This window comes from Paenibacillus sp. NPDC056933 (assembly GCF_042674385.1).
Lineage (GTDB): Bacteria > Bacillota > Bacilli > Paenibacillales > Paenibacillaceae > Paenibacillus.
In genome coordinates this window covers 2,760,961-2,785,214 of the sequence record NZ_JBHUQN010000001.1, presented here as the reverse complement: position 1 = coordinate 2,785,214, position 24,254 = coordinate 2,760,961, and the positions used below count along the sequence as shown (strand labels likewise).

19 protein-coding genes are annotated in these 24,254 nt (G+C 44.8%); 7 read left to right on the top strand and 12 right to left on the bottom strand.

Annotation, left to right across the window (positions count from 1 at the left end):
* Positions 1-21: 21 nt before the first annotated feature.
* Positions 22-1,332, top strand: a complete 1,311-nt coding sequence (locus tag ACFTRD_RS12405; RefSeq protein WP_379380180.1) for an amidohydrolase family protein — start codon at positions 22-24, stop codon at positions 1,330-1,332.
* Between the two features lie 300 nt (positions 1,333-1,632).
* Here ACFTRD_RS12405 and ACFTRD_RS12400 read toward each other — a convergent pair whose 3' ends face one another.
* Positions 1,633-2,055, bottom strand: a complete 423-nt coding sequence (locus ACFTRD_RS12400; RefSeq protein ID WP_379380178.1) for a hypothetical protein — start codon at positions 2,053-2,055, stop codon at positions 1,633-1,635.
* Between the two features lie 164 nt (positions 2,056-2,219).
* Positions 2,220-2,939 (bottom strand): class I SAM-dependent methyltransferase, encoded by a 720-nt coding sequence (locus tag ACFTRD_RS12395; RefSeq protein WP_379380176.1) that lies wholly within the window; start codon positions 2,937-2,939, stop codon positions 2,220-2,222.
* A 214-nt stretch (positions 2,940-3,153) separates the two neighbouring features.
* Here ACFTRD_RS12395 and ACFTRD_RS12390 point away from each other — a divergent pair, with 214 nt between their 5' ends.
* On the top strand, positions 3,154-3,555 hold the full coding sequence (locus ACFTRD_RS12390; protein ID WP_379380174.1) for a VOC family protein: 402 nt from the start codon (positions 3,154-3,156) through the stop codon (positions 3,553-3,555).
* A gap of 54 nt (positions 3,556-3,609) precedes the next feature.
* Here ACFTRD_RS12390 and ACFTRD_RS12385 read toward each other — a convergent pair whose 3' ends face one another.
* The 5 genes from ACFTRD_RS12385 to ACFTRD_RS12365 all read right to left on the bottom strand — a co-directional run bounded on the left by ACFTRD_RS12385 (position 3,610) and on the right by ACFTRD_RS12365 (position 10,843).
* A complete protein-coding gene (locus ACFTRD_RS12385) occupies positions 3,610-4,908 on the bottom strand; it encodes an NCS2 family permease (protein ID WP_379380172.1) in 1,299 nt (432 codons plus the stop codon).
* 282 nt (positions 4,909-5,190) lie between these two features.
* Positions 5,191-6,660: a glycoside hydrolase family 1 protein gene (locus ACFTRD_RS12380; RefSeq protein WP_379380170.1), complete on the bottom strand. Its 1,470-nt coding sequence runs from the start codon at positions 6,658-6,660 to the stop codon at positions 5,191-5,193.
* Positions 6,661-6,737: 77 nt separating this feature from the next.
* Entirely contained in the window at positions 6,738-8,660 is a 1,923-nt protein-coding gene (locus ACFTRD_RS12375) for a beta-glucoside-specific PTS transporter subunit IIABC (protein ID WP_379380168.1), read from the bottom strand.
* Positions 8,661-8,798: 138 nt separating this feature from the next.
* Positions 8,799-9,647 (bottom strand): BglG family transcription antiterminator LicT, encoded by an 849-nt coding sequence (licT, locus tag ACFTRD_RS12370; RefSeq protein ID WP_379380166.1) that lies wholly within the window; start codon positions 9,645-9,647, stop codon positions 8,799-8,801.
* Positions 9,648-9,922: 275 nt separating this feature from the next.
* Positions 9,923-10,843, bottom strand: a complete 921-nt coding sequence (locus ACFTRD_RS12365; protein WP_379380164.1) for an ArsR/SmtB family transcription factor — start codon at positions 10,841-10,843, stop codon at positions 9,923-9,925.
* Between the two features lie 203 nt (positions 10,844-11,046).
* Here ACFTRD_RS12365 and arfA point away from each other — a divergent pair, with 203 nt between their 5' ends.
* From arfA to ACFTRD_RS12340, 5 genes are all read left to right on the top strand, one after another.
* Positions 11,047-12,540 carry an arabinosylfuranosidase ArfA gene (gene arfA / locus ACFTRD_RS12360; protein ID WP_379381338.1) on the top strand — a complete coding sequence of 498 codons (1,494 nt, stop codon included), beginning with the start codon at positions 11,047-11,049 and terminating at the stop codon, positions 12,538-12,540.
* A 339-nt stretch (positions 12,541-12,879) separates the two neighbouring features.
* Positions 12,880-13,383 carry a DedA family protein gene (locus ACFTRD_RS12355; RefSeq protein ID WP_379380162.1) on the top strand — a complete coding sequence of 168 codons (504 nt, stop codon included), beginning with the start codon at positions 12,880-12,882 and terminating at the stop codon, positions 13,381-13,383.
* Between the two features lie 39 nt (positions 13,384-13,422).
* Positions 13,423-13,989 (top strand): class I SAM-dependent methyltransferase, encoded by a 567-nt coding sequence (locus tag ACFTRD_RS12350; protein WP_379380160.1) that lies wholly within the window; start codon positions 13,423-13,425, stop codon positions 13,987-13,989.
* Positions 13,990-14,036: 47 nt separating this feature from the next.
* Positions 14,037-14,717 (top strand): response regulator, encoded by a 681-nt coding sequence (locus ACFTRD_RS12345; RefSeq protein ID WP_379380158.1) that lies wholly within the window; start codon positions 14,037-14,039, stop codon positions 14,715-14,717.
* Positions 14,710-15,852, top strand: coding sequence for a sensor histidine kinase (locus tag ACFTRD_RS12340; protein WP_379380156.1), 1,143 nt, complete (start codon positions 14,710-14,712; stop codon positions 15,850-15,852). Before ACFTRD_RS12345 ends, ACFTRD_RS12340 begins: the two co-directional genes overlap by 8 nt.
* Positions 15,853-16,222: 370 nt before the next feature.
* On the opposite strand, the gene ACFTRD_RS12335 is transcribed toward ACFTRD_RS12340, so the two are convergent.
* The 5 genes from ACFTRD_RS12335 to ACFTRD_RS12315 all read right to left on the bottom strand — a co-directional run bounded on the left by ACFTRD_RS12335 (position 16,223) and on the right by ACFTRD_RS12315 (position 24,207).
* Positions 16,223-17,203 (bottom strand): hypothetical protein, encoded by a 981-nt coding sequence (locus ACFTRD_RS12335; RefSeq protein WP_379380154.1) that lies wholly within the window; start codon positions 17,201-17,203, stop codon positions 16,223-16,225.
* On the bottom strand, positions 17,200-17,694 hold the full coding sequence (locus tag ACFTRD_RS12330) for an RNA polymerase sigma factor (RefSeq protein ID WP_379380152.1): 495 nt from the start codon (positions 17,692-17,694) through the stop codon (positions 17,200-17,202). The genes ACFTRD_RS12335 and ACFTRD_RS12330 overlap by 4 nt, the downstream gene beginning before the upstream one ends.
* A 184-nt stretch (positions 17,695-17,878) precedes the next feature.
* Positions 17,879-22,321 carry a carbohydrate binding domain-containing protein gene (locus ACFTRD_RS12325; RefSeq protein WP_379380150.1) on the bottom strand — a complete coding sequence of 1,481 codons (4,443 nt, stop codon included), beginning with the start codon at positions 22,319-22,321 and terminating at the stop codon, positions 17,879-17,881.
* Positions 22,322-22,362: 41 nt separating this feature from the next.
* Positions 22,363-23,241 (bottom strand): carbohydrate ABC transporter permease, encoded by an 879-nt coding sequence (locus ACFTRD_RS12320; RefSeq protein WP_379380148.1) that lies wholly within the window; start codon positions 23,239-23,241, stop codon positions 22,363-22,365.
* 15 nt (positions 23,242-23,256) lie between these two features.
* Entirely contained in the window at positions 23,257-24,207 is a 951-nt protein-coding gene (locus tag ACFTRD_RS12315; RefSeq protein WP_379380146.1) for an ABC transporter permease, read from the bottom strand.
* Positions 24,208-24,254 lie beyond the last annotated feature (47 nt).

Sequence of the window (24,254 nt, the reverse complement as noted above, 5' to 3'; positions counted from 1 at the left end):
CAAACACTTGGAGGAATTCACATGGAGAAGGTCATTCAAAATCATGCGTTAGAACAAGTTACGGCGATTACAAATGTACGTATTTTTGATGGAGATCAAATTATTGCTCCCAGACATATTGTCATTAAAGGGGATTCCATTATTTCAGTGGGCGGAGATCTTCCGGCAGATGCAACGATTATCGATGGAGAAAATGCGACTCTACTGCCTGGTCTGATTGATGCACATGTCCACACCTCGATCGGAGGATTACGAGATGCCTTAAAATTCGGCGTTACAACCGAACTCGAAATGAACGGCGATTTTACTCAAAGAGGTCGCGAGATTCAGTTGAAAAATGTAAATGACGTCGCTGATGTCCGTTCTGCCGGCACAGCGATCAGCGCTCCGGGTGGACACCCAGATGAGTTACTGCCCGATGGAGATGAAATACCGGAATTCGTATTGAAGGAGCTAGAGAAGTTATCCGAGGAAGATCGGGAAGCAATGTTGGCTGCATACGCTCACGATCACGAAGAAATACCGCAAGTGACAACAGCGGAAGAAGCGATTAAGCATGTGCATACCCAGGTGGAAAATGGAGCCGACTATATTAAGGTCATGATTGAAGAAGGAACGGTCATGGGGGCACCTGGCCTGCCTGTACTAAGTGACGAGATTTTAAAAACAGCCGTGAAAGAAGCCCACAAGTTGGATAAGCTGGTCATTGCCCACGTCTTGACGGCTCTTTCATCGCAAGAAGCTATCGATTTTGGAGTCGACGGTTTAGGCCATTTATTTATCGACAGACCCGAGTACACATCCGACTTAGTGAAGTCCATAGCGGGTTCAGGCGCTTTTGTTATACCGTGCTTGGTGTTGAATTCATCGATTATAGGAAATCCGGCATCGGAATTGGCGAATGATCCACGTGTTCATTCCAAGTTAAGTCCAGACTGGATCGATATTTTGAACTCAAGCTTCAATACGTTTCCGCAAGGTAATATGGAGAACAGCTTTCAGAATGTGATGGATCTTCACCGAGCCGGAGTTGATATTCTGGTAGGGACGGATGTTGCGCCGGTTCCCGTTCCGAATCTTGGCGGCCTTGCTCATGGTGCCAGTGTCCACCACGAAATGCAGCTGCTGGTGAAGGCCGGGTTCACTCCGATCGAAGCTCTTCAGTCGGCTACTGCCAAACCGGCTCGTTGCTTTGGTCTTCACGACCGCGGTCGTATTACCGAAGGTGCGCGCGCTGATCTTATTCTTGTAGACGGTGATCCAACCACTCATATTTCAGATACCTTGTCGATAAAATCGGTGTGGTTCAATGGGCTGCAGCAACTGGATTAATCACATTCGATTTCCCTGTACAATGAATTCGAATTGTTTATTTCAAGTCGATGCTCATCGTTTTCGAAGTTCTATAAACGAGTCATAACCCAAGAAGGCAGGCGATCACATTGATCGACTGCCTTTTTGATTTTATTGAGGTATAGCGCCTCCATATTTTGTTTTAGTAGAATATCAATAGTTTCCTTGGAAGCATTCATTGCCGCCAGACTGAACGGAAATAGACAAAAAATACCAGTATAAAAACTGGTATAATAAAGGTGAATATCTTCTTGTTTCTATAATTTCAGATCTTTTGTATTAGTCCGATACAACAAATCCATCGAAGTTCTCAGGTCCTACACGGATTGTACCAAGCAAGTTAGAACTGATAAAAGCAGTATACGTCAATTGAGGAGTAATGGGTGGATTAAAATCATCTGCTGAGAACGTAATCACTTGAGGTGCAAGCACGCTCAAACTAAATGTGGACGTTGCCGAATAGATCACAGGATCTGTTGCCAGCGTACCGCGTACAATCGTTATAGTAACCCCAACAAGAGCCAGCGGTAATGTTACAGAAACGGTTCCTTTTAACTGCACTCTAGGGTTAGCTCCAGCCCCTGCTGTTAGCAAACCAATCTGACCAAACAATTGTGGTGTGTTAATTACCAGGATGGGTATAGCGATCGAGTTTGCCAAACTTGCATTTTGCGATGTTCTCGCATCCAGAAATGTTGTCATGGTGTTACCTCCTTATCACGAAGATAATATAATATATTCATAGGTAACTTGTTTGCTTGGACAGTAAACATAAAAAAATAATGGGGCATTCCTACTAAAATAGAAGAAGTGCACCCCCACCAGCGATTAGCCTCGTTAAGGTTCGAGTGGAGCCCCATGCTGCTCTATTTCACACAATGATAAATAAACGATTTATTTTCAGAAGAATTCGCTTGCTTAAATTCCCAATCACCATACGTTTCAATTTGTGTAAATCCGATTTGTTTTAACGACTTATCATATTCTTCTTGAGTTCGAAACCTTATCTGCATTTTTTCATGAATCAGGACTTCGTCTGTCTTTGTATTTTTTATAATTTCATAGAAAGTGTAAACATCTCCCTCAAACCCTTCATATTCGGTATAGATTTCTAGAGAATCTCCACTAAGTCTGTCTTTTGCTAAGTCAGGAGTCTTGTCCATCTCCCACTCTTTCCATACTTTTGCCAAAGGGTTTCTTGTATCAAAGATAAAGTGACCTCCAACTTTTAGGGATTGAATGACATCTGAAATGACTTGCTCCCAACTATCATCTGTAAGAAACACCTGTGCAACATTGGCTGTCATGATCACCGCGTCATACGTATTGAATGGTAAATCTGTACTATCACCTACAATCCAATTTACATTGCCTGGATGATCTTTACTTTTTGCCACATCAATCGCTTCTTCATTAGGGTCTATAGCCGTGATGATATAACCGTTTTGAGCAAGATGAGTAGTCCACCTCCCTGTTCCACAGCCTAGGTCCGCTATAGATTCTACATTTAATTTCTTTAGCAGTGCTAAGAAAAATTCATCGTCTCTTCCCCAATGGTTAATCTGGTCATATACTAATGGAATCATATGTAATGTCTACCTACTTTCTAATGGCATTTACTATAGGAATAAAACAAAAAATACTAAAGCTATAATAAATGTTTCCATAAACAAGTGTCAAAGGTTTTGTTCATTGATGTGAATATGGCTTCCTTTCAGTTTCTTTTATAAGATTTCGCTTCTGCTGCGAGAATTAGAGTATAGTAAAAATAGTTAAAATATATTCCAGGAGGCTACAGCCATGTCACAGGAAATTTGGATTAACCTGCCGGTCAAAGATGTTGAGAGGTCAACTGCCTTTTTCAATGAGATTGGATTCCATGCGGTGAGTGTTGGTAACGAGAGATCCAAGCTTGTCATAGGCCAAACAACGATTCTGCTGTTCCCGGATGCGGCGTTTGAGAAATTTACAGGTTCAAAAATCGCAGATACCTCCCATAGCGCAGAAGTAATATTTTCCATTGGCGCTGAAAGCAGAGAAGAAGTAGATGCCTTTATTCAGAAAGTGGAGTTTGCCGGAGGAAAGATCTTTGGCAAGCCGAGTGAAATGGACGGCTGGATGTACGGAGCTGGATTTGCCGACCTGGACGGACACCGCTGGAACCTGCTGTACATGGATGAGAGCAAAATGCCGAAACGCTAATATGAAAAGGGGCTTTTCAAAAGCCCCATTGATTAGACAGTTTCTTAACAGTTCTTAGTGGTCGAGGAATACAAGCTGAATGAAGAACAACACCGCAAAAATGTAGAATATCGGGTGAACATCCTTGCCTTTTCCGCGGAGCAGCTTGAGTACAGGATAGAAGATAAATCCTACGCCGATTCCTGTTGCAATGCTGTGAGTTAACGGAGTGAGTATGATAATCAGGAAGGCAGGAAATGCTTCTTCGAGATCCTTCCAATTGATTTTGCTGATTACGTTAATCATAAAGTACCCTACAATGATCAGTGCCGGAGAAGTGATCGCCGGTATTCCTGATATCACACTCACGATAGGTGTGAAGAACAAAGTAAGAGCAAGCAGTACACTAACCGTTACTGCCGTCAGTCCGGTTCTTCCTCCCGCAGCCACCCCTGTGCTGGACTCGATGTAAGCCGAGGTTGGACTCGTTCCGAGCAAAGCGCCAGTGGTAGTCCCTACAGCATCTGCCAATAGGGCACCGCGTGAGCGCGGAAATTTACCGTCCTTCAGCAGCCCTGCTTGTTCAGCAACGCCGAGCATCGTACCCGTCGTATCAAACAGCGTGATCAACAGGAAAGTAAATATGATCGTATACAAGCCATTGGAGAATACGCCTGCCAAATCCAGTTGGAAAGCCGTTGTCGTAATGCCCTGCGGCATGGATGCAATTGATTCCGGCATTTGAAATAGACCCAAGATCCAGGCAAGTATCGCTGTAATCACCATTCCGATGAACAGATAACCTTTCACATTATAAGCCATAAGCACAACCGTAATAATCAATCCGATAAGGGTCAGGTAAGTCATCGGCTCTGCCAAGTTCCCGAGAGTTATCAAATTCGATTCTGAATCGGCAATAATCCCGGAATTTTGCAAGCCTACCGTTGTGATAAAGAGTCCAATCCCTGCTGTTATGGCATGTTTTAAGCTTGCAGGAATGGCATCAAGCAACATGTAACGAAATGAAGTAAGCGATAAAATAATAAACAAAATCCCTGCTATAAATACGGCTCCCAGTGCAACCTGCCAAGAAACGCCATACCCGGCGACTACGCTATAGGCAAAGAATGCATTCAGACCCATACCGGGCGCCAAGACGATCGGATAATTGGACCATATCCCCATAATCAGAGTCGCCACAATACTTGCCAGCACCGTAGCAATGAATACTCCGTTAAAGTCCATTCCCGTGCTGCTGAGTATTCCTGGATTTACGATAACGATGTATACCATCGTGAAGAATGTCGTGATCCCTGCGATGATTTCTGTTGAAACGCTCGTGCCTCGTTCTTTTAGTTTGAACCAATTGTCCATGGTAAAGATAGCCTCCAACCTTCAAATTATTCTCCAAAGCTAAAAACAAAAAAATCCTAATCGAATATAGGATTGTGATAATATCGCTCCTATATTCGTCATTAGGATTTAACAGCTAAGCTTCTTAAACCAAAAATATGGATACTCATATCTGTTCAACCTGATGTCCATTTCGTATTTTAATAAATATAACATTCATTGTCAACGAAATAACCGATTTGTTCACAGTTAATTACGAACTATACAGATATGATATTAATTATTCATTCGTTTTTATGCTTGTTACAAAATTAGCCCATTACTCTCAATAACTTGTTTATACCAGTCAAACGAGTCTTTGCGGTATCTTTGCAGCGTACCGTTCCCGGCATTGTCTTGATCTACATAAATGAAGCCATAACGTTTACCCATTTCGGATGTGGAACAGCTAATAATGTCGATAGGTCCCCAGCTTGTGAAGCCCATCAAATCCACACCATCCGCTACGGCTTCTCTCATTTGCTCGATGTGCCGACGCAGATAGTCAATCCGGTAGGTGTCATGAATGGAGCCATCTTCCTCCAGCTTGTCGGTAGCACCAAGACCGTTCTCAACGATAAATAAAGGCATCCGATAACGGTCGTACAAACGGTTCAGTGCAACACGAAGACCGATTGGATCGATTGGCCAACCCCATTCAGTAACTTCCAGGTGAGGGTTTTTCACTTGACTAACCAGCATACCGGAATTGCTGTTGTCATTGGGGTCGTATTTTCCGATGTAGGTCATGTAATAGCTGAATGCAATAAAATCGACCGTGTTATTCTTAATAATTGCATCATCCTCAGGTTCCTTCACCAGCTCGATTCTGTTCTCCTCAAAATATCTCTTCATGTAGGACGGGTATTCACCTCGTGCCTGAACCTCTGGATAGAACAGATTCATCTGATCTTCCTTCAGCGTTTGCAGAACGTCCTCAGGTTTGCTTGATGCGGCGTACGTTTCCAGACGGCAAATCATGCAGCCGATTTGGGCGTTTGGCATCTTCTCTTTACCGCTTTTTACAGCCAGTGCGCTCGCTACAAACTGGTGATGCGTCGCTTGGTAAGCAACCTGCTCTTTGCTGCCTTTGATTTTATCCTCAAGGATACCGCCACCCGTATACAGGCTTGTAAGGATCATATTCATTTCATTAAACGTAATCCAGTATTTCACTTTGTCTTTATAACGGTCAAACAGGGTGTTGGCGAATTTCAAATACAGGTCAATGAGCCTGCGGTCTTCCCAACCATTGTATTTCTGAGTGAGATGTACAGGCATTTCGTAATGGGAGATGGTCACGAGCGGTTCGATGTTATGCTTCAAAAGCTCATCCAGCACATTGTCATAGAACGCCAGACCCGCTTCATTAGGAACCTCTTCTTCCCCTGTAGGGAAAATGCGTGTCCATGCCATAGAGATCCGTAATACTTTGAATCCCATCTCGGCGAACAAGGCAATGTCTTCTTTATAACGATGATAGAAATCTACTCCGTTGCGTTTTGGGAAATATACATCTGTGTTTCCTCTCAAAAACTCCTCAAGCTCAACGGAATTGACATCAAAGGTAAAATCCTTGCCATTGCGAAGTTCCTTGGGTACGAATGGAGCCATGTCCGAAGTGGACAACCCTTTCCCGTCAGCATCAAATGCTCCCTCCAACTGATTGGCTGCTGTAGCGCCCCCCCACAAAAAGTCTGCTGGGAATACTTGTTTATTTTCTTGTTTTGTCATGATGGTTATGCTCCTTTTATATGATAGTTTGAGTTTAAAATTAAGATTACTTCATATGAATAAATGTAAAAAAACATTTAGCGAACGGTGACAAGAAGCAATTCATTCATTGAAATCACCCCCTTCACATGTACTGGCACAACATCCAGATAATCCGGCGTATTCGCCACAATGACGGGTGAAACGATGTCCAGTCCTACAGCCTTGATATTCTCCAAATCGAATTCAACGAGTATTTCACCCGAGCGGACTTCTTGTCCCGCCACCACTTTGACATCAAAGAACTTCCCTTTGAGCGAGACCGTATTTAGTCCGACGTGGATGAGTATATCAATCCCGTCCGTGGATTGAAGCATAATGGCATGTTTGCTTTTGGCCACCATCGTGACTGTTCCGTCAAAAGGTGAGGTCACTTTGCCTTCTGTCGGTCTGATTGCAATCCCTTTACCTGTCAGCTCGTCCGCAAATGTTTTGTCTGGGAGCTCTGCAAGTGGAACAAGTTCTCCGGTAAGTGGACTCTGTACCTCGCCTTTCTTCTCTTCGATGGAACGAACCGTGACTGGCAATTCGTTTTCCTTCGGCGAGGTTTCAGGTTTCACTTCCATCGGTGGGGAGTTTAACGATACCGAGGGCTGTGGCTCGGAATCATCCCATTTCAGCATCAAAGTCAAGATGAACGAAACGACGAAACTAATGGCGACTCCAATTAACGCATACCAGAAGTTCGACATCCCACCCTTCGGGTCGATGTATAACGGCAGTGACAGCAATCCGGGAACAGCAAAGCCAAAACATTTCAGGCCAACTGCTGTTATAAACCCACCGCCTGCGGCTCCACCAACGAGCGAAGCGTAGAACGGTTTTTTCAACTTTAGCGTAACTCCGTACAACGCAGGTTCCGTAATGCCCAGTAAAGCGGAAATGCCACTCGACAGTGCAATCGACTTCATGTTGGGGTTTTTCGTTTTGAGAAACACCGCCATTACCGCGCCAGCCTGACTCATGTTTGTGACGAGGTTGATGGGTAACAAAAGCACATCATAACCAAGTTTGCTCAAATTTTGCAGTGTGCCCGGGAAAAATGCATAGTGCATCCCCGTCATGACGATTAATGGCATCAAACCGCCAAGGATAATTCCCGTCAAAGGACCGGAATGGGTGAAGAGCCACGATGTACCCATTTCCAAATAAGTGCCGATGTAAGTACCTAACGGGCCGATGGCAATCAACAGAACCGGAACCGTAATGACCAGAACAATCATCGATGTAAAAATGACTTTTACCGGCCCTGGAATAACCTTGTCTACCCAGCGATACACGTAGCTAAGCAACCACACACCCAGAATAATCGGTATGACGGACTGCGTGTAATTCACGATCGACACCGGGAGCGAAAGGAAACGAATCGGTTCAAGATGATTGGCATTGAAAGCATCCAGAATGGTCGGATATAACAGTGTGCCTGCAAGCGTCAGAGCGATATACTCGTTCACCTTAAATTTGCGAGCGGACGATACGGCTAACAGGAAAGGCAGAAAATAGAAGGCAGCATTACCGATGGACGCCAGCACCTGATATTCGCCGCTATTTTCGTGCAACACTCCCAAAGTCAGCAGCAATGCCAGAATTCCTTTGAGCATACCAGTGCCTACAATAGCTGGCAGAATCGGTGTGAATATGCCCGAGATGGTATCCAAAACGGCGTTGATGCCTCTGGAGCGCGGAGCCTGTTTGTCATGCTCCGTAGAGGTGCCCTGCTTCAGTTGACCCTCCAATTCCTCATATACCGCAGCGACGTTATTTCCGATGACGACCTGGAATTGATCGTTCTGAAACTGGGCACCCAGGACACCATTCAGTTTCTTAATCTGCTCCAGTTGAACCTTCTTCTCATCCTTAACATTGAAGCGGAGTCTGGTGATGCAGTGCCAGGCCTGGATGATGTTTTCTTCTCCTCCTGTTAATTGGATGATCTCCGTGGACAGATCCCTGTGGTTCATGCTGATTCCTCCTCTGTTTTTGGCGAAAAAAAAACCAAATGCTAAACCGGTCCGCTGCATGTGCAGAGTCGGTAACATTTGGTGGTGCCTGATCGAATCAGTAACACTCCATATTCAATTCTTATTCAAACGTGATGTTCAGTCCGCATCGGAATGCGACGTCACTCTCTCGATGTGAATCATTAGGTAAACCATCTCATCAGGAGTAATCGTGAACTCATGCTGCCGTTCCATAAACTCCTTTATTTTTTGCGCACATTGGAAGCTTGAAGGGTACCTTTCCGATAGCACGTCATACAAGAAATGCTGATCCTTGAACGATAGTACCTCCCGATTCATTTGGCGGACGATGAAGTAGCGCAAATGAGTGATGAATCTGGAATAGTTCACTGATTCCTGATCCAATGCAATCCCAAAATGATGGGACATGATCTCCAGGATGTCGTTAATGATTTTAGTGATTTTGATCGTTTGGTTCATGCTGCCGGAATCGAACTGCGAATTCACAAAATGAAGGGCAACCGAGCTTGCTTCGCTAGAAGGCAAGGATACTTGAAAAGCTTCGTTGATTCGTTCCACGGCGTATTCTCCAATGCGATATTCCGCAGGATACAGATGGCGGATATCCCAGTGTAGCGGATTTCCTATCTCCACGCCGCTATTATAGCGATCCAGGGCAAAGTGAATATGATCAGCAAGCGTTAACAGGATGGAGTCATTCAGCTTTTTTCCAATGATAGTCTGTCCTGCTTCAATGATCTGATCGGTAATATCAATGACGTGCAGCGGTATATCGTTGAAAAACTGCTCCAATCGCTGGTACTTGTCATTCGATCCGATTCTGAACGTTTTTTGAATCTGGTCCCGTTCAATCCACTGCCCCTTTGCTTTTTTGAAGCCAACTCCTGTCCCAATCACAATGACCTCGCAGCCTTCGGCGTCTTCCGCCAGGGCGATGTTGTTGTTAAGCGATTTTTTGAACCTCATGATGTGTTCACCCCCCTAATATGCAAAAAGCACCACCATTGTCCAGAACACAAGCTTAAACAAACTTGTGAATTCCAGACTGTGGTGGTGCCTGATCGAATCAGTGACACTCCTTATTAGCTGTATTCTAAACCAGCTATGTAATCGTTGTCAATACCATTGTTCTGGAATAGTTATACACTTCCAAATCTCCTGTCTTTATTTGGATTGACATAAAACGTACATCCTATTCTTGAGATCAAAAAGATTAAGAATCTCCTTTTCATTGCCTTCTGTTATTGAGGATACGGGGCATCATAATAATATCGGATCAGGATATCCTGATCGTAGTTACCGAAGCCCTTCCCGAACAGCGTAAGTCCGCCCCGCCCCGGCACTCCTTCTTCCGGACTTAATCCAAAGGTCCAATATGTGGCCGAGTGGAGATCCAGATCATGAATGCGGACATCCGAGATGCGTTGGCCGTCGATAAAGGCACCTTCCCGATTGATACGCAGCACTTTCAGCACACCATATTGGTTGACGTCGGATTTCCACCATTGCGGTGTAAGTTTGCCCTTGCGGTCGCCAAAGTCACCGGGACTTGTCCAGGTTCCGAGGTGGTGACCGTTAAGAGAGAAACGGATGTCCGACGGCCAGTTTTCATTGACTTGCGGAGCCTCCGAACCAAGCTCCAGTGAGATTTCAATCTCCCTTAGTTCCTGATCTTTATACAGATAATTAGGGATTTTATATTCGAGGAATCCGCGTGCTAACCAGAGTATTCCGGCATGGACCCGGTCCGGGTCCATGAAACAGGCCGGCGTATCATATTGTCCGATCATCCGGGTTGTCGTCGCTATGCCGCAAGTTGGCCACGCTTCGTAATCTGTGTATTGCCCTACCGGAATGGACACCTCGTGAAATGATACATCGCTTGGTTCCGGTGACAGATTAATCATCATGAACTCTTGCAGAATATAACAATATTTATATGTTCCACCGTTCTCCCGCTTCATTCGGCTGCCTACAATCCCGGCCTTTTGCAGCTTGCTTACATGAGTACTCACGATGGCTTTGCTCAGATAAAGCTCTTGGGCAAGCGCGTTGATATGCATTTCCCGGTTTTGCAGCAAGAGACGAACGATATTTAAACGCGCTTCGCTTGCAAGCGCCTCGTATATGATCAGTGAAGATGCATCCGTACCAAGCATCATGGATTCCGCGTCCTTTCTGTTTTTGAATTCGTTATTTAGCGAACCCTATAAAATAAACTTGCTCCTATATTGGCATTATGATACACATTAGATAACAAATCAATATTTTGATTTTGCTTTTAAGCGAATTCAATTCGATTTGACAGTCATGTTTAATCCCACTAATTAATTCTATGGAGGTTTTCATTTTGCTTACATCCAAAATGCTTATCGATAAAGATTTTCAGGTCGCCGAAGTTGATCCGCGGCTTTACGGTTCCTTCGTTGAACATTTGGGACGTGCCGTTTATGGTGGCATCTACGATCCGGGTCATCCGACAGCGGATGAACAAGGTTTTCGTCAGGACGCGATTGAAGCCATTAAAGCACTGAACGTACCCATTATCCGTTACCCTGGCGGGAATTTCGTATCCGGTTACAATTGGGAAGACGGTGTTGGCCCGGTAGCAGAACGGAAACGCAGACTTGAGCTGGCCTGGTGGACGATTGAAACCAATGCGGTCGGCACTAACGAATTCGCGGATTGGGCCAAGCTCGTCGGAACCGAAGTCATGATGGCAGTCAACCTTGGTACAAGAGGTATCGACGCTGCAAGAAATCTGGTGGAATACTGCAACCATCCGTCCGGCACATACTGGAGTGATCTGCGTATCTCTCACGGCTACAAAGACCCGCATAAGTTCAAAACATGGTGCCTGGGTAATGAAATGGACGGACCTTGGCAGATCGGTGCGATGACCGCACATGAGTACGGACGTATTGCCAACGAAACGGCCAAAGCGATGAAATGGGTTGACCCGGACATCGAGCTTGTGGCGTGCGGCAGCTCCAGCCGTGGCATGAGTACATTTGCGGAATGGGAAGCGACAGTCCTCGATCTCTCCTACGAGAATGTGGATTACCTGTCCCTGCACGCATACTACAACAATAACAAAGACAACACATACAATTTCCTGGCTACATCGCTGGATCTGGATCAATTTATCGACAGCGTTGCCTCGATCTGTGATTATGTGCAAGCCAAAAAACGCAGCAAAAAGAAATTGATGCTTTCCCTGGACGAATGGAATGTCTGGAACTCAATCGGCACAAGTCGTATGGAAGAACGCTGGCAGATTGCACCTCCAGAGTTTGAAGATGTGTATACTCATGAAGATGCACTAGCAGTGGGCTGTTATCTGATTACTTTGCTCAAGCATGCGGACCGTGTGAAAATGGCTTGTCTTGCGCAGCTGATTAACACAATTGCACCAATCATGACGGAAAATAACGGAGCGATCTGGTTCCAGACGACGTATTTCCCGTTTATGCATGCATCCAACTTCGGACGTGGGACTGTGCTTCATTCCATTGTCTCTTCACCAAAATATGATTCCAAAGACTTCACGGATGTGCCTTATCTGGAAGCCATCAGTGTTCATGATGAAGAGAATGGCATGATCACCATCTTCGCGGTCAATAGACATCTCGACGAACAGATGGAACTCAATGTAGATCTGCGTTCCTTCGGGGAAACTACCTTCATCGAGCATATTGTACTCGAGAATCCTGATCTGAAAGCCGTCAACACCAAGTCCAATCCCAATAATGTAGTTCCGCACAACGGCGGACATACGAAGTTGGATCAGGGTAAAGTCCAATCCGTTTTGAACAAAGCATCGTGGAACGTTATTCGACTTAAAACCAAGCAGGCTTGAGTCAAACAGATCAGATAACTGCATTGATACAGCAATGAATTGCCGAAACGCAAGTACACGGCAGTAACACATATCGAAAAGACCTTCAGTCTTCTAACGAGACTGGAGGTCTTTTTGATGATGTTCATCATTTTTAAACGTGTACAATCACTGCTCTCACTTATAAAGGACTATACTTGCCGGAACTATAAGTCTTGCCATCCAAGTGGCAAGGCTTTTTTTGAACGTACTTGTTTGGCTTTATTTATGTAATCTTTAGTTTTTCTTCAGATTTATACGCATTAATTCCTCAGTTTTTTTCATTATGATTTAAATATCGACAAGAGAGGAGGTAAAACAATGATCAGTAATACGATTTTGGAACTGTTTAACCAGTATGGCTATCTGATTTTTTATTTTGCCTTCTCCCTGGGGCCTTTCGGAATACCGATTCCAAACGAGATCACGATTATCAGCGGAGCCATTCTGAGTCACACCGGTGTTATCAACTGCTGGATCACATACTTGTGTATTTTATCGGGACTTTTAACGGCCATTACGATTGCTTATTTTGCAGGATCATTTTTTGGGCCAAAGTTAAAATGCAGATTTCAACATAATAAGCAATTCATCAAGGCTGAACGGTTATTGGACCAATACGGCAATTGGGCGATGTGTGTGTGTTTGTTTATTCCCATCTTGCGATATGTTCTTCCATTGGTGATTGGAATAAGCAGTGTGCAATTTAGAAAATTTGCTCTTGTTTCCTATTCCAGCGCTTTATTGTGGACCATAACTTATTTTATAGCAGGCACCTATTTGGGATATCCCCTTCTATCTGCACTTCATTTATTTCAGTTTTAATCCATTTTGACATCATACTTATCCCACGGAGGTAGAACCATGAATTCCAATGAAACGATATTATTTCTAAAAAGCTTTCTGCACAATCCCAAAAATGTAGGTAGTATCATCCCCAGTTCCCGATTTCTAGCCAGCAGAATGGTTGGTCACGCACCATGGCCCGAAGCTAAAGCTGTCGCCGAATTGGGTGCAGGCACCGGGGCCATCACTCAGCGTATTCGTCAACAAGTACAGGATTCAACGAAAGTGTTATTATTTGAGATGGATGAGATCATGAGAAATAATCTGAAGGTCGCATACCCGAGCTTCTCCTGTTATCCGAATGCTGCTCACTTAGTAGAATCCATGAAGCAAGAAGGCGTTCAGCAGCTGGATTTTATTTTTAGCGGATTGCCATTCTTCAACTTTGAGCCTGAATTAAGAAATACCTTGGTAGATCAGATCTATAAGGCATTGCAACCTGGAGGATTATTCATCGCCTTTCAATATTCACTTCAGATGAAAAAGCTGTTATCCGAACATTTTATCATTGAAACAATTGATTTTGAGCCTTTGAACGTCCCTCCTGCGTTTGTTTATGTCTGTCGCAAAAAGGAAACAATTTAAACATTCTTCGGTTATCGTTTACACATAGATTAAAGGAGCGTTGATTAATGCATACTGTACTCGTTGTCGATGATGAACCCGATATTCGGGACGTCATCCATGTCTATTTGCGTAACGAAGGATATCACGTCATTGAAGCAGCCAATGGAGAAGAAGCACTGCGTGTCATACAAACAACCCTGATTCACCTCGTAATTCTGGATGTCATGATGCCGATTATGGACGGAATCAAAGCCTGTTTGAAAATAAGAGAAATCTCGTCTGCTCCCATTATTATGCTATCTGCCAAGGAAGAGGACATTGACAAAATTACTGGCCTCACAACGGGAGCCGATGATTATATGGTTAAACCGTTCAATCCGTTAGAATTACTGGCTCGTGTTAAGGCTCAACTTCGGCGTCAATCTTTAATTGGAAAAGCAGAATTCAATTCACTCATTTTGATTAGGGACCTGGCTATTGATACAAGTAAACATTCCGTGAAGCTGAAAGAGAACGACATTCCACTAACACCTCTGGAGTTTTCCATTCTGGTTCTGCTGTCCAGTCATCCCGGACAAGTATTTAGTTCAGAAAAGATTTACGAAACCGTATGGAAAGAACCCTATGGGTACTCGGATAATACGGTAATGGTCCATATTCGTAATCTGCGGGAGAAGCTGGAAATGAATCCAAGAGAACCACAATATATTAAGACCGTGTGGGGAGTTGGATATAAAATTGAGTAAACCATCAGGCCAATCGAAACAGACGAAAAAAATACAGCTTCATATTCTCAATCGAATGGTGATTAGTTTTATCATTTCAATTGTTGGCTCTGTATTGATCAATAATATCCTTATAACGATTTTTTCGAAAATCAGTGAAGGGCTGGAGTGGCGATGGCTTCTCAACATCTTCCCTTATGTGCTGACACCCATATTTATCTTGATCTTTACGTTTACTTTTTTGATATCTACTCGGAAAATTGTAAGAGATCTGATCTCATTGGAGCAAGGACTTCAGCTCATATCTGAAGGGAACCTGAACTACCGGGTATCCGTTAATCGTCAGGATGAATTGGGACGAGTCGCGTCCAACATCAATCACATGACTGAACAATTACAACGACAGATTGTGAAGGAACGTGAATTGGAGAAATCCAAGATGGATATGATCACAGGTATTTCACATGATCTGCGTACACCACTGACAAGTATTATTGGCTATATTGAGCTTCTGAGAACAGATTCCTTTCAAGATAAAGCGGAATATACCCGGTTCGTAGAAAACGCGCACAACAAAGCAACGCATCTGAAAAAATTGCTGGATGATCTATTCGAATATACACGGCTTACCTCTGTCGATACCCAGTTAAATCTAAAGAGGATTGATTTATTTCAACTTTTGGACCAGTTATTATTTGAATTCGAGCCCTTGGCCCTGGAGAATGGCATTCATATCGAGAAAAATATCGGCGATTATCCGGTCATGGCATTCATGGACAGTGATAAGATTGCACGTGCCATCGATAATCTCCTAATGAACGCCCTCAAATATTCATTGAAGCCAGGAACAATTTACATTCGAATGAACAGGCACCCTGAACATATTACGATTGAGATAGAGAATAAAGGAACACCTCTTACGAATGAACAGAAAGATAAGCTGTTTGAGCGATTTTATAAGGTTGATTATTCAAGGAGCAGCGAAGGCATACAAACGGGGTCTGGCCTGGGCCTCTCCATCGCGAGGAATATTGCAGAGTTACATCAAGGCAGCTTAACACTTCAGCATATCCATAACGTATTTACGTTTCAGTTAAATTTGCCTTCCAAGGTCCAGTCATACAACAAGGGAGGACATATCAGTGAACAGATCTAAATCATCTCTTTTTCTGCAAGCTTTTCTGAAAAATCCAAAACGAGTGGGTAGTATTCTGCCCAGCTCCAAACTTCTGGCAACAAAAAATAATCCAGTCTGTCCGATGGAATGAAATTCAAAAAATCGTAGAGCTTGGTCCCGGAACAGGTGCCATCACAAGACTCATGTCAGCACATTTACCAGCTTCCGCAACTGTATGCCGAATATCCTGACTACCTGTTCCATTCCAATGCCTCCTATTTGTTGAAAAGAATATATTGTCTACACCTGTCGCAAGAACGGAGATAAAGATGAAGAAAACGAAAAGAGCCCTTATCATTAGCGGCTCAGGATCGGAAGTTAGTATTCTTCAATCTTGGTTGGTTTTGTTTTATTCGCTCAGGCTGTTCCAGAAGGATTGGAAGGCACCTTGATCAACTTTAAGAAATGCCGGTACATTGCCGTAACGTACCAAACCTTCACCAAACAGAAACAATGAAACCTGGGTTTTGTCTTCCAGCGTCAGGTAGATCATCTTGCGATCTTCCTTACTGTAAAGACTTTCTTCCAGTTCAGGGCTCGTTGCGATCGGTTTCGCCTCATATATCGCCGAGATGAAGTTGTTAAGGGATTTGTCTGCCGGTAGCTGTCGCATTTGTTGCAATCCGTTGTTCCAGCTATCAAAGGTCTCCCATTTTGCCGAAGTGATGTGGCCTTCAATATTCAACTTGCCAATCAGGTCAGCACCTCTGCTGATTGTCATATCGTTAGTCTTGTCGAACAACTGGGCATACACTTGCCCGTCGATCTCGGTATAGGACATAATGCGAAAATCTGTGCCGTAACCATTTACCGCAAAGATATCTGCCTCGCCAATATTGGAAGCCAGTTCCTTGTACTCATCCTGTTTGCTGAACTCATCGATGCCTCCGGTCGTGGTCCCGAGCTTCTCCCCGCGCAAGGCAAGCACATCTGCACCTTCAAGCGATGTAGCCGATTGCGTGTAGACGTTACCCTGATAGACCACCAGTTGCATCATGTCAGCCATGACACCCTTGCCCTTCGCATTCGGCAATTCGGTCTTCGGAATGACAACCGGATCATATGATCCGTTCGGAGTATTTGTCCCATTCGTTGCCACTTCTGTCTCAGGTACTATCGGGTTATTCCATTGCTGCCATACGTTTGGTGCAGCAAGCCCTATGCTTGCAGCTACAACGACGCTTGCTGCGATATATAGCGGTTTGCGCTGGCGTTTAGGTTGTTGATGCTGTGTATTCAGCCGTTGCTCTACCCGTTTTTTCATTTGATCGTCTGTTTTCATATGATCCACCGCTTTCTTGTACTGTTGTTTGAATTGTTCTTCGTTCATGGGTGCTCCTCCCCTTCAAGCTCCAGTTTTAACAGCTGTCTTCCCCGCTGTAAACGCATCTTTACCGCTGACTCACTAATCTGCAGAATCTCGCTGATTGCTCGGATTGGATAATCTTCGTAGTAATATAGATGAACCACCGCTCTATACTTCACAGGCAATGACAGCACCAGCTCAATCAAAGCCTGATCTTCGGGGTTATCCGTCATGAGCGGCTCTACACCCTCCAGCTTGACTTCCCGTTTGCGCCAGCCTCTGCCTAACAAGGATTTACAATGATTGGTGATTACCCGAATCAACCATGCTTTTTGATGCTCTGCATCGTTGAACGTGGGGGCTTTTTCAATAAGTTTGATGAAGGTATCCTGAGTCGCTTCCTCCGCATCCTCTCGTCTGCCGAGGTGCACCATGGCAATCCGGAACAGCGTATCTGCGTATGTCTCATAGATGTTCATCACATGATCGCTCGGCTTGGGCACTGATGGCTGCATGGTTGTTTTGCCCTCCTTTATATCCTTAACACTTTTACGGACGGCATTTGGTCACATTTTGTTTTATAAAAAATAAAAAGCTATTCCACAGGACTGTGGATGTCCCCCGAAATAGCTTTCTATTCTTTAGTTTGAGTTTTATATCGTACTCCTAATGATACTTTTAATCAAATAGGGTCATAGGTTATTTGGCAAGCCCCATATTAATCAAACTAACATTAGACAACGTAATCGTTGTGTTACCGTCTAGGGCTCCAGCAATGTTACCCATGTCAAACACAATTCGGCTGTTCGTATAGCTTGGTTCAGTTGCTTCGAACGTGTAGGTATACTCCTGTTCCTCTGTGGACAGGTCCACTCGCTCTCCAAAGAATCCGTGCCAAGCGTAGCCTGCTGGAACGTCGACCCAGCCGATGCCAATGCCCATTTTACGTGGTTTATCCGCTTTGGCATTGAAAGTAAGTTTATATTTATAACCCTGTTGCATCCCAAAGCCTTCATTAATAACCTGTCGATCCCACGGATTGTTCCCTGCTTGACCGATCTGGGCTTTCAGCTGCTGGTTCGCTACGTTAATCACAAGATCTTCGGCGTTTCCATCCGCGTGTTTAAACCAGCTTTCGCTACCTTTTGCAAAGTCGCCATTCGGGATCAGGTTGACATGTACAGGTTGCCCCCCTTGTTCTGCGTTCTGATTAACCTCAAATAACAGCACGTTTTGGATAGAAATGTTATGTGGGCCGGCTGCCGGAGAACCCAAGCCAAATGCAAGCACTGCTGCGGCATCCGCGGTATCGCCCATGGTAAATGTATATGCATACTGCTGTTTGCTATCGGTTAGCTCTACTTCCTGATCCATATACTTCTTGAATTCTCCTGAGCTCTGCGACACAACGGCTTGCATTTTTTTGGGACTGGATGCCGATGCTTCAAATGTAAGCCGATACGTTTTGCCTGCCTCAAGACCGATCTGGCTTTGTTGCAGCAAGGCATCCCACCAATTCGTGTTTGTGTCCGGCAATTCAATCGTCATGCCGGCATTCTCTGCATATGTTGCTGTCAGAACATTCGGGATCAGATCCCAATGATTGCCGTCTGCTGCAAGTTCTCCATTTTGAACTTTATTCTGTGAAATATCCGCCCAGCGAGTATTATAATTCTCGCCTTCAAAATCAATATAATATTGCTTTCCTGCCGCCAAGGAAACTGCCGGGAAGTATACTGTTTTGTAGCTCTGCCATCCACCTGTATCCCCGAGATTGAGATCCGATTGTGCAACAATGATCCCTTGTTCGTCTTTGATGCTGAAACGAACGCTAGAATCGCTTTTTCCACTTCCCATACGGGCAGACAGGGCGTAAACGCCGTCGTTCGCTACATCGATCTTGTATTGCAGCAGATCACCTTTATCCATGTAGCTAACATGCTTGCCTCCTTCGTCGGAATTCTCCAGCTGCAAGCCTTGCATATTCCATGCTTCGGTTGCAGGCACGTGTGCGTAGCCATTGACCGATACAGGTTTGCCGCGTTTCGTCAGACGAACATTGTCTACATAAGCTGTGCCCTTGGAGCTTCCGAACAATAGTCTAAGCTCAGCATTTACGGCGGACACGCCCTCGCCAATCATGATTTCTCCGGTATACGTCTTCATCTCCTGTCCAAGCTGAAGATTCTGGCCCTGATGGACCTGAACGGAATGTCCGTCAGCGCTGATCAGATCCATGTTCATGCTCCGTGGGGTATCAGCCTTAGCATCAAAGGAGAAGCCGTATGTTGTATTCGCCTCAAGCTTCATATCCGGCTGGGCTACCACAACCTGCTCAGGATCACCATTCGTTTGTGTCACATCAACAACCAGTTGGCGCTCCATGATCGGGAATTTCGAAAAGTTATTTACACTAATCTTGGCTGCAGCACTTTCCTGAATGCTGCTGGACCAGAATCCCAGACGTTCCTTGCCTTGATCAAACGTTCCATTGAAGATGAAATTGCCATCAGGCAGTGCTTTGCGCTCCGCAATCAACGGATCAGCCTCCCCGATCTCGATCAGTCGAGCATTGGCAATCAGAACGGTTTTGTCATTCATTCCTAAATTAAACTCGAATCTGGCATTATTATCGGAGCCATCCCGCATGTTGAATGTATATTCGTACGATTTCCAATCTGTCGTCAGGTCAAAGGAATGTTCACCTGAATAATTCGTCCAGCTTTTTTCAAATTGGGTCACTTTGGAACGGATCGTACGGTCAGCCGATGCTTTGGCGTCAAACTGTATCTTGTATTTTTTGTTTTTCTTGACGTAAATCGGCATCTGTGTGAGCTGAACCGAATAATTCTCAGTTCCGGCTTGCGCAATGCTTACCTTAGCCGCTTCCCCTTTCTGCTCATCTTCAACAACGGTGACCTCACCGGCTCCCCCGGCGTTTGTAATGAACTGCCATTGAAGAGGAACACCGTTGGAAGCAGAACCTTCCGTAAACTGATCATTATAGATCTGATTTCCATCGGCTTGTGGTTCACGTTGTGATTCAGGCTCAATTGGATTCGTAGTAACATCAGGCCATTGGTTTAAATTTTTGTATGAGTAGACACGCACAAAATCAACATTCATCGCTTCAGAAGTAAAAACGCTTTCCGGCGCCCCCGGCCAGTCTCCCCCAACTGCCAAATTCAGAATCAGATAAAATGGACGATCAAATGGTGCTGGAAATGTATAATATTCCGGCTGACCCGCAGCCTTTGTCTGCCAGTTGGTCACTTCATGATGCAGCTTGCCATCCACATAGAAACGAATCATGCCTGGAAGCCACTCCACCTGGAAATCATGATAATCGTCAGCAAAGGATTGTCCTTCCGGGAGCGTGAGGCTGCCCTGATTGTGTCCATGAGAACCATCAGGCTTCACAGCGTCATAATGCAATGTGCTATATACCTTGTTGCTGCTCTCTTTCCCACCGATTAGCTCCATAATGTCAATTTCTCCAGAAGCAGGCCATCCTCCATAATGCGCTTCATCTGTCGGCATCATCCATATGGCTGGCCACATGCCCTTTTCTACAGGAATCTTCGCACGTACAACCACCTTGCCGTAGGTCCAGTCGCCTTTCCCCATGGAAATCAGTTTGCCAGAGGTGTAATCTTTACCGTTCTTCTGGTCGCGTTTCGCTTCAATTTGCAGCACACTTCGATTTTGATCCTTTACAATGCGCGTATTATCTGGACTATAGTACTGCAACTCATTGTTGTAGACCAGTCCGGTATCCTGCACCGTCCATTTGGAAGAATCAATGGCCGAACCGTTGAATTCATCATTCCAGACAAGATCCCATTGATCATGGGGAATCGTTGTTGCAGGAATCGGTTTTTCACCCGACGGATTACTTGGTGTTGTTGGCGTTTGTCCGCCCGGAGCAGATTGTATTGGGGCATTGCCCGCATTCGTTGAACTGCCAGGCTGAGATGTAGTGGCTTGTTCCTCTTCTCCCGTCATGGATGTGCGCAATCCTGATTTTACTTTCTCGCCATTGATCACAACATCGCTCGCATCCACACTTAGATTTTTAATTTTACCCTTCGTATCAATCCGGGTCTGATGCGCTTTCTGAAGAACGGTCAGGGAATCGATCAAGCTATTTTCAGACAACTCTACGATGGCTTTCTGCATGACAATCATAGCTTGAATATTGCTTTTCTCCGAAATGGCAACTCGGACAGGTTCCCCGCGTTTGTCAATGACGATGCGATTAAGCTTGGAGTTGGTGATGTCTATCGAATGACTGCCTCCACCTTTCACTATGACACTTCCAGTTACAGTGACCCCCTGAAGCACAACGGAGCCATCCCCAATTCCCCCTGCAAGCAGCAAGTTCCCATTCACAACTGTATTTTTCAAGGTAATATTGGATGCTCGTACAATCAAGTTGCCATCCACCCGGGACTCATATGTACCAGGAGAGGCTTCGACATTCGCAATCATGGCGGACAAAAGCCCTGCCGTTTCTGCGCGTGTTATCGGGGATTTGGGATTTAATTTGCCTTGGTATCCTTTCATAATATGTTCACTCGCCAGATAAGTAAGCGCTTTCTTAGCGTAACTGGAGACATTATCCGCATCATGAAACTTCAACAGTTCGCTTTCCTTTTCGGTATCCGTCGAAAGCTGGAATGCACGATCCACCATGACCGCTGCATCCTGTCGGGTTATCGGCTCATCAGGAGACAGATGGTCAGGATCTGTTCCCTGTATAATCCCGGAAGCGTTTGCACGTGTCAGCGCATCATAAAACCAAGCTTCTGTTGCCATGTCTGCAAATGATTTGGACGGTCCGCCTGCAAAGCCAAAAACCCGATCCAGAATCGAAACAAATTCAGCCCGGCTAATCACCTGATTTGGCTTGAACGTACCGTCTGTGTACCCTTGCAGTAAAGCCAGCTCTTGCATCCGCATAACAGCAGATTGTGACCAGTGTCCCGTGAGGTCTTTATACGGAACAGAGGATTGCAGGCTTTTCGCCTGCAAGTCCCCCGTCCCCACTTGTCCCTGTAAACGTTCTGCTCCAGCGAATGCTGGCAAAACGAGTGAAGCCACTAAACACCCTGCAACCATACTTGCTAATCCTCTTCTCATCTTACATCCTCCCTCAGCTCTGTTTTTAGTGCCTTGCTGTTCTACTCTTTAACTGCCCCAATAACGATACCTTTGACAAAAAAGCGTTGCAGAAATGGATAGACAAGCAGAATTGGAAGTGCACCGATAAAAATTTGTGCTGCGCGTACCGTTCGCTGCGAGATATTCTCCAGCATAGAAGGATCCACATTAATTTTGCTGAGATCCTGCTGAACAATGATCGTTTGGAGCAGGGAAGCGAGTGGATAATTTTTAATATCAGACATGTAGATCATGCCGTCGAACCAGGAATTCCACTGATATACCATGGTGAACAAGGATAGTGTAGCGATTGCCGGAAGCGATAATGGAACGTATACCAGAATCAATGTTTTGATATGGCCTGCCCCATCCAAATAGGCGGCTTCTTCAAGTTCTTTGGGCAATCCCCGGAAGAAATTCATCATGAGAATGACGTTCCATACCGACAGAGCTCCCGGCAGAATAAGCGCCCAGATCGTATTCATTAAACCCAGCTTCTGTATCAGAATATAACTGGGAATCAATCCACCGCTGAACAAAATGGTAAAAACAAAAAACCAGGTGTACAATGAACGCCCTTTGAAACTGATATCTTCCTTTGACAACGGAAAAGCTGTAATCAGCATGATGACCATACCGATGACGGTAGCAATTACTGTCCGCTTGACAGATACGAGAAGGGAGTTAATAAAGTTCGAATTTCCGAACGTTTTTACATAAGCGTCGGTTGTAAAACCAATGGGCCAGAAGCTGACCAGATTGGAGGACGCGGGCGCCATACTGCTGAAAGAAACAGCTAATATATGAATGATAGGCAAAATGCAGAGTAATGATAAAATACCAAGAAACGTGTAGTTAACGATGCTGAATATTCGATATCCTCTAGTTTTGTAATACAAGCCCTTTTCTCCTCTCTAAAAAACTCGATAATTGGCCAGTTTGTAAGCCATTCTATACGAAACGACAATCAGAATTGTAGCGACAACCGATTTAAACAATCCTACTGCTGTGGCAAAACTCATTTTCCCGTTTAAAATCCCCAGTCGATATACAAAGGTATCAATGATGTCCCCTTTGTCATAAACGAGTGGATTATACAGATTGAATACCTGATCAAAGCCGGCATTCAGAATATTGCCGATGGAAAGAGTCATCAGTACAATCGTAATTGGCATCAATGCCGGAATCGTAATATGCAGCGTTTGTTTGAACCGATTGGCCCCATCCACTTCGGCCGCTTCATAAAGCGCAGGATTGATCCCTGATAGAGAAGCCAGGAACACAATTGTCCCGAAACCAAATTCCTTCCAGACGTCACTGACAATGAGTGTGATCCGGAACCACGTTCCATCTCCAAGGAAAAAGATAGGCTCCCCTCCAAATGCAACGACCAGCTGGTTGACCATGCCCCCTTGCGGTGACAGAATATCGAGCAAAATTCCGCCGAGGATAACCCATGATAGAAAATGCGGCAGATATACAAGCGTCTGACTCACTCTTTTAAATGCAACCAGACGTACTTCGTTTAATAAAATGGCAAACAAGAACGGAGCAAGAAGCCCTGCAACAATTTTGAAAAAAGCAATCACCAGCGTATTCCAGATCACTTGACCTACATCGGGATATAAAAACAAATATTTAAAATTATCCCACCCTACCCATTTAGACTCTGAAAATCCAAGGTATGGCTTAAAATCCTGGAAAGCAATCACAATGCCACCCATCGGTATGTACTGAAACACCAGTGCCAGCAATACAGCCGGAACGAGCATCATATGCAAGGTCCAGTTCCTTTGCATGTTCCAGCGCTGCTTCACCCTGGCAGGACGCCGCTTGTGCGTCGTTTCTAAAGTATGTTCCTTCACCCCTACATCCCCCATGTCTATAAATTTGTATTTTACAAGTCATCGTG

Excerpts from the sequence above, each read along its gene's own strand:
- ACFTRD_RS12405 (WP_379380180.1), top strand. The coding sequence starts at position 22 with ATGGAGAAGGTCATTCAAAATCATGCGTTAGAACAAGTTACGGCGATT.
- ACFTRD_RS12400 (WP_379380178.1), bottom strand. The coding sequence starts at position 2,055 with ATGACAACATTTCTGGATGCGAGAACATCGCAAAATGCAAGTTTGGCA.
- ACFTRD_RS12395 (WP_379380176.1), bottom strand. The coding sequence starts at position 2,939 with ATGATTCCATTAGTATATGACCAGATTAACCATTGGGGAAGAGACGAT.
- ACFTRD_RS12390 (WP_379380174.1), top strand. The coding sequence starts at position 3,154 with ATGTCACAGGAAATTTGGATTAACCTGCCGGTCAAAGATGTTGAGAGG.
- ACFTRD_RS12385 (WP_379380172.1), bottom strand. The coding sequence starts at position 4,908 with ATGGACAATTGGTTCAAACTAAAAGAACGAGGCACGAGCGTTTCAACA.
- ACFTRD_RS12380 (WP_379380170.1), bottom strand. The coding sequence starts at position 6,660 with ATGACAAAACAAGAAAATAAACAAGTATTCCCAGCAGACTTTTTGTGG.
- ACFTRD_RS12375 (WP_379380168.1), bottom strand. The coding sequence starts at position 8,660 with ATGAACCACAGGGATCTGTCCACGGAGATCATCCAATTAACAGGAGGA.
- licT (WP_379380166.1), bottom strand. The coding sequence starts at position 9,647 with ATGAGGTTCAAAAAATCGCTTAACAACAACATCGCCCTGGCGGAAGAC.
- ACFTRD_RS12365 (WP_379380164.1), bottom strand. The coding sequence starts at position 10,843 with ATGATGCTTGGTACGGATGCATCTTCACTGATCATATACGAGGCGCTT.
- arfA (WP_379381338.1), top strand. The coding sequence starts at position 11,047 with ATGCTTATCGATAAAGATTTTCAGGTCGCCGAAGTTGATCCGCGGCTT.
- ACFTRD_RS12355 (WP_379380162.1), top strand. The coding sequence starts at position 12,880 with ATGATCAGTAATACGATTTTGGAACTGTTTAACCAGTATGGCTATCTG.
- ACFTRD_RS12350 (WP_379380160.1), top strand. The coding sequence starts at position 13,423 with ATGAATTCCAATGAAACGATATTATTTCTAAAAAGCTTTCTGCACAAT.
- ACFTRD_RS12345 (WP_379380158.1), top strand. The coding sequence starts at position 14,037 with ATGCATACTGTACTCGTTGTCGATGATGAACCCGATATTCGGGACGTC.
- ACFTRD_RS12335 (WP_379380154.1), bottom strand. The coding sequence starts at position 17,203 with ATGAACGAAGAACAATTCAAACAACAGTACAAGAAAGCGGTGGATCAT.
- ACFTRD_RS12330 (WP_379380152.1), bottom strand. The coding sequence starts at position 17,694 with ATGCAGCCATCAGTGCCCAAGCCGAGCGATCATGTGATGAACATCTAT.
- ACFTRD_RS12325 (WP_379380150.1), bottom strand. The coding sequence starts at position 22,321 with ATGAGAAGAGGATTAGCAAGTATGGTTGCAGGGTGTTTAGTGGCTTCA.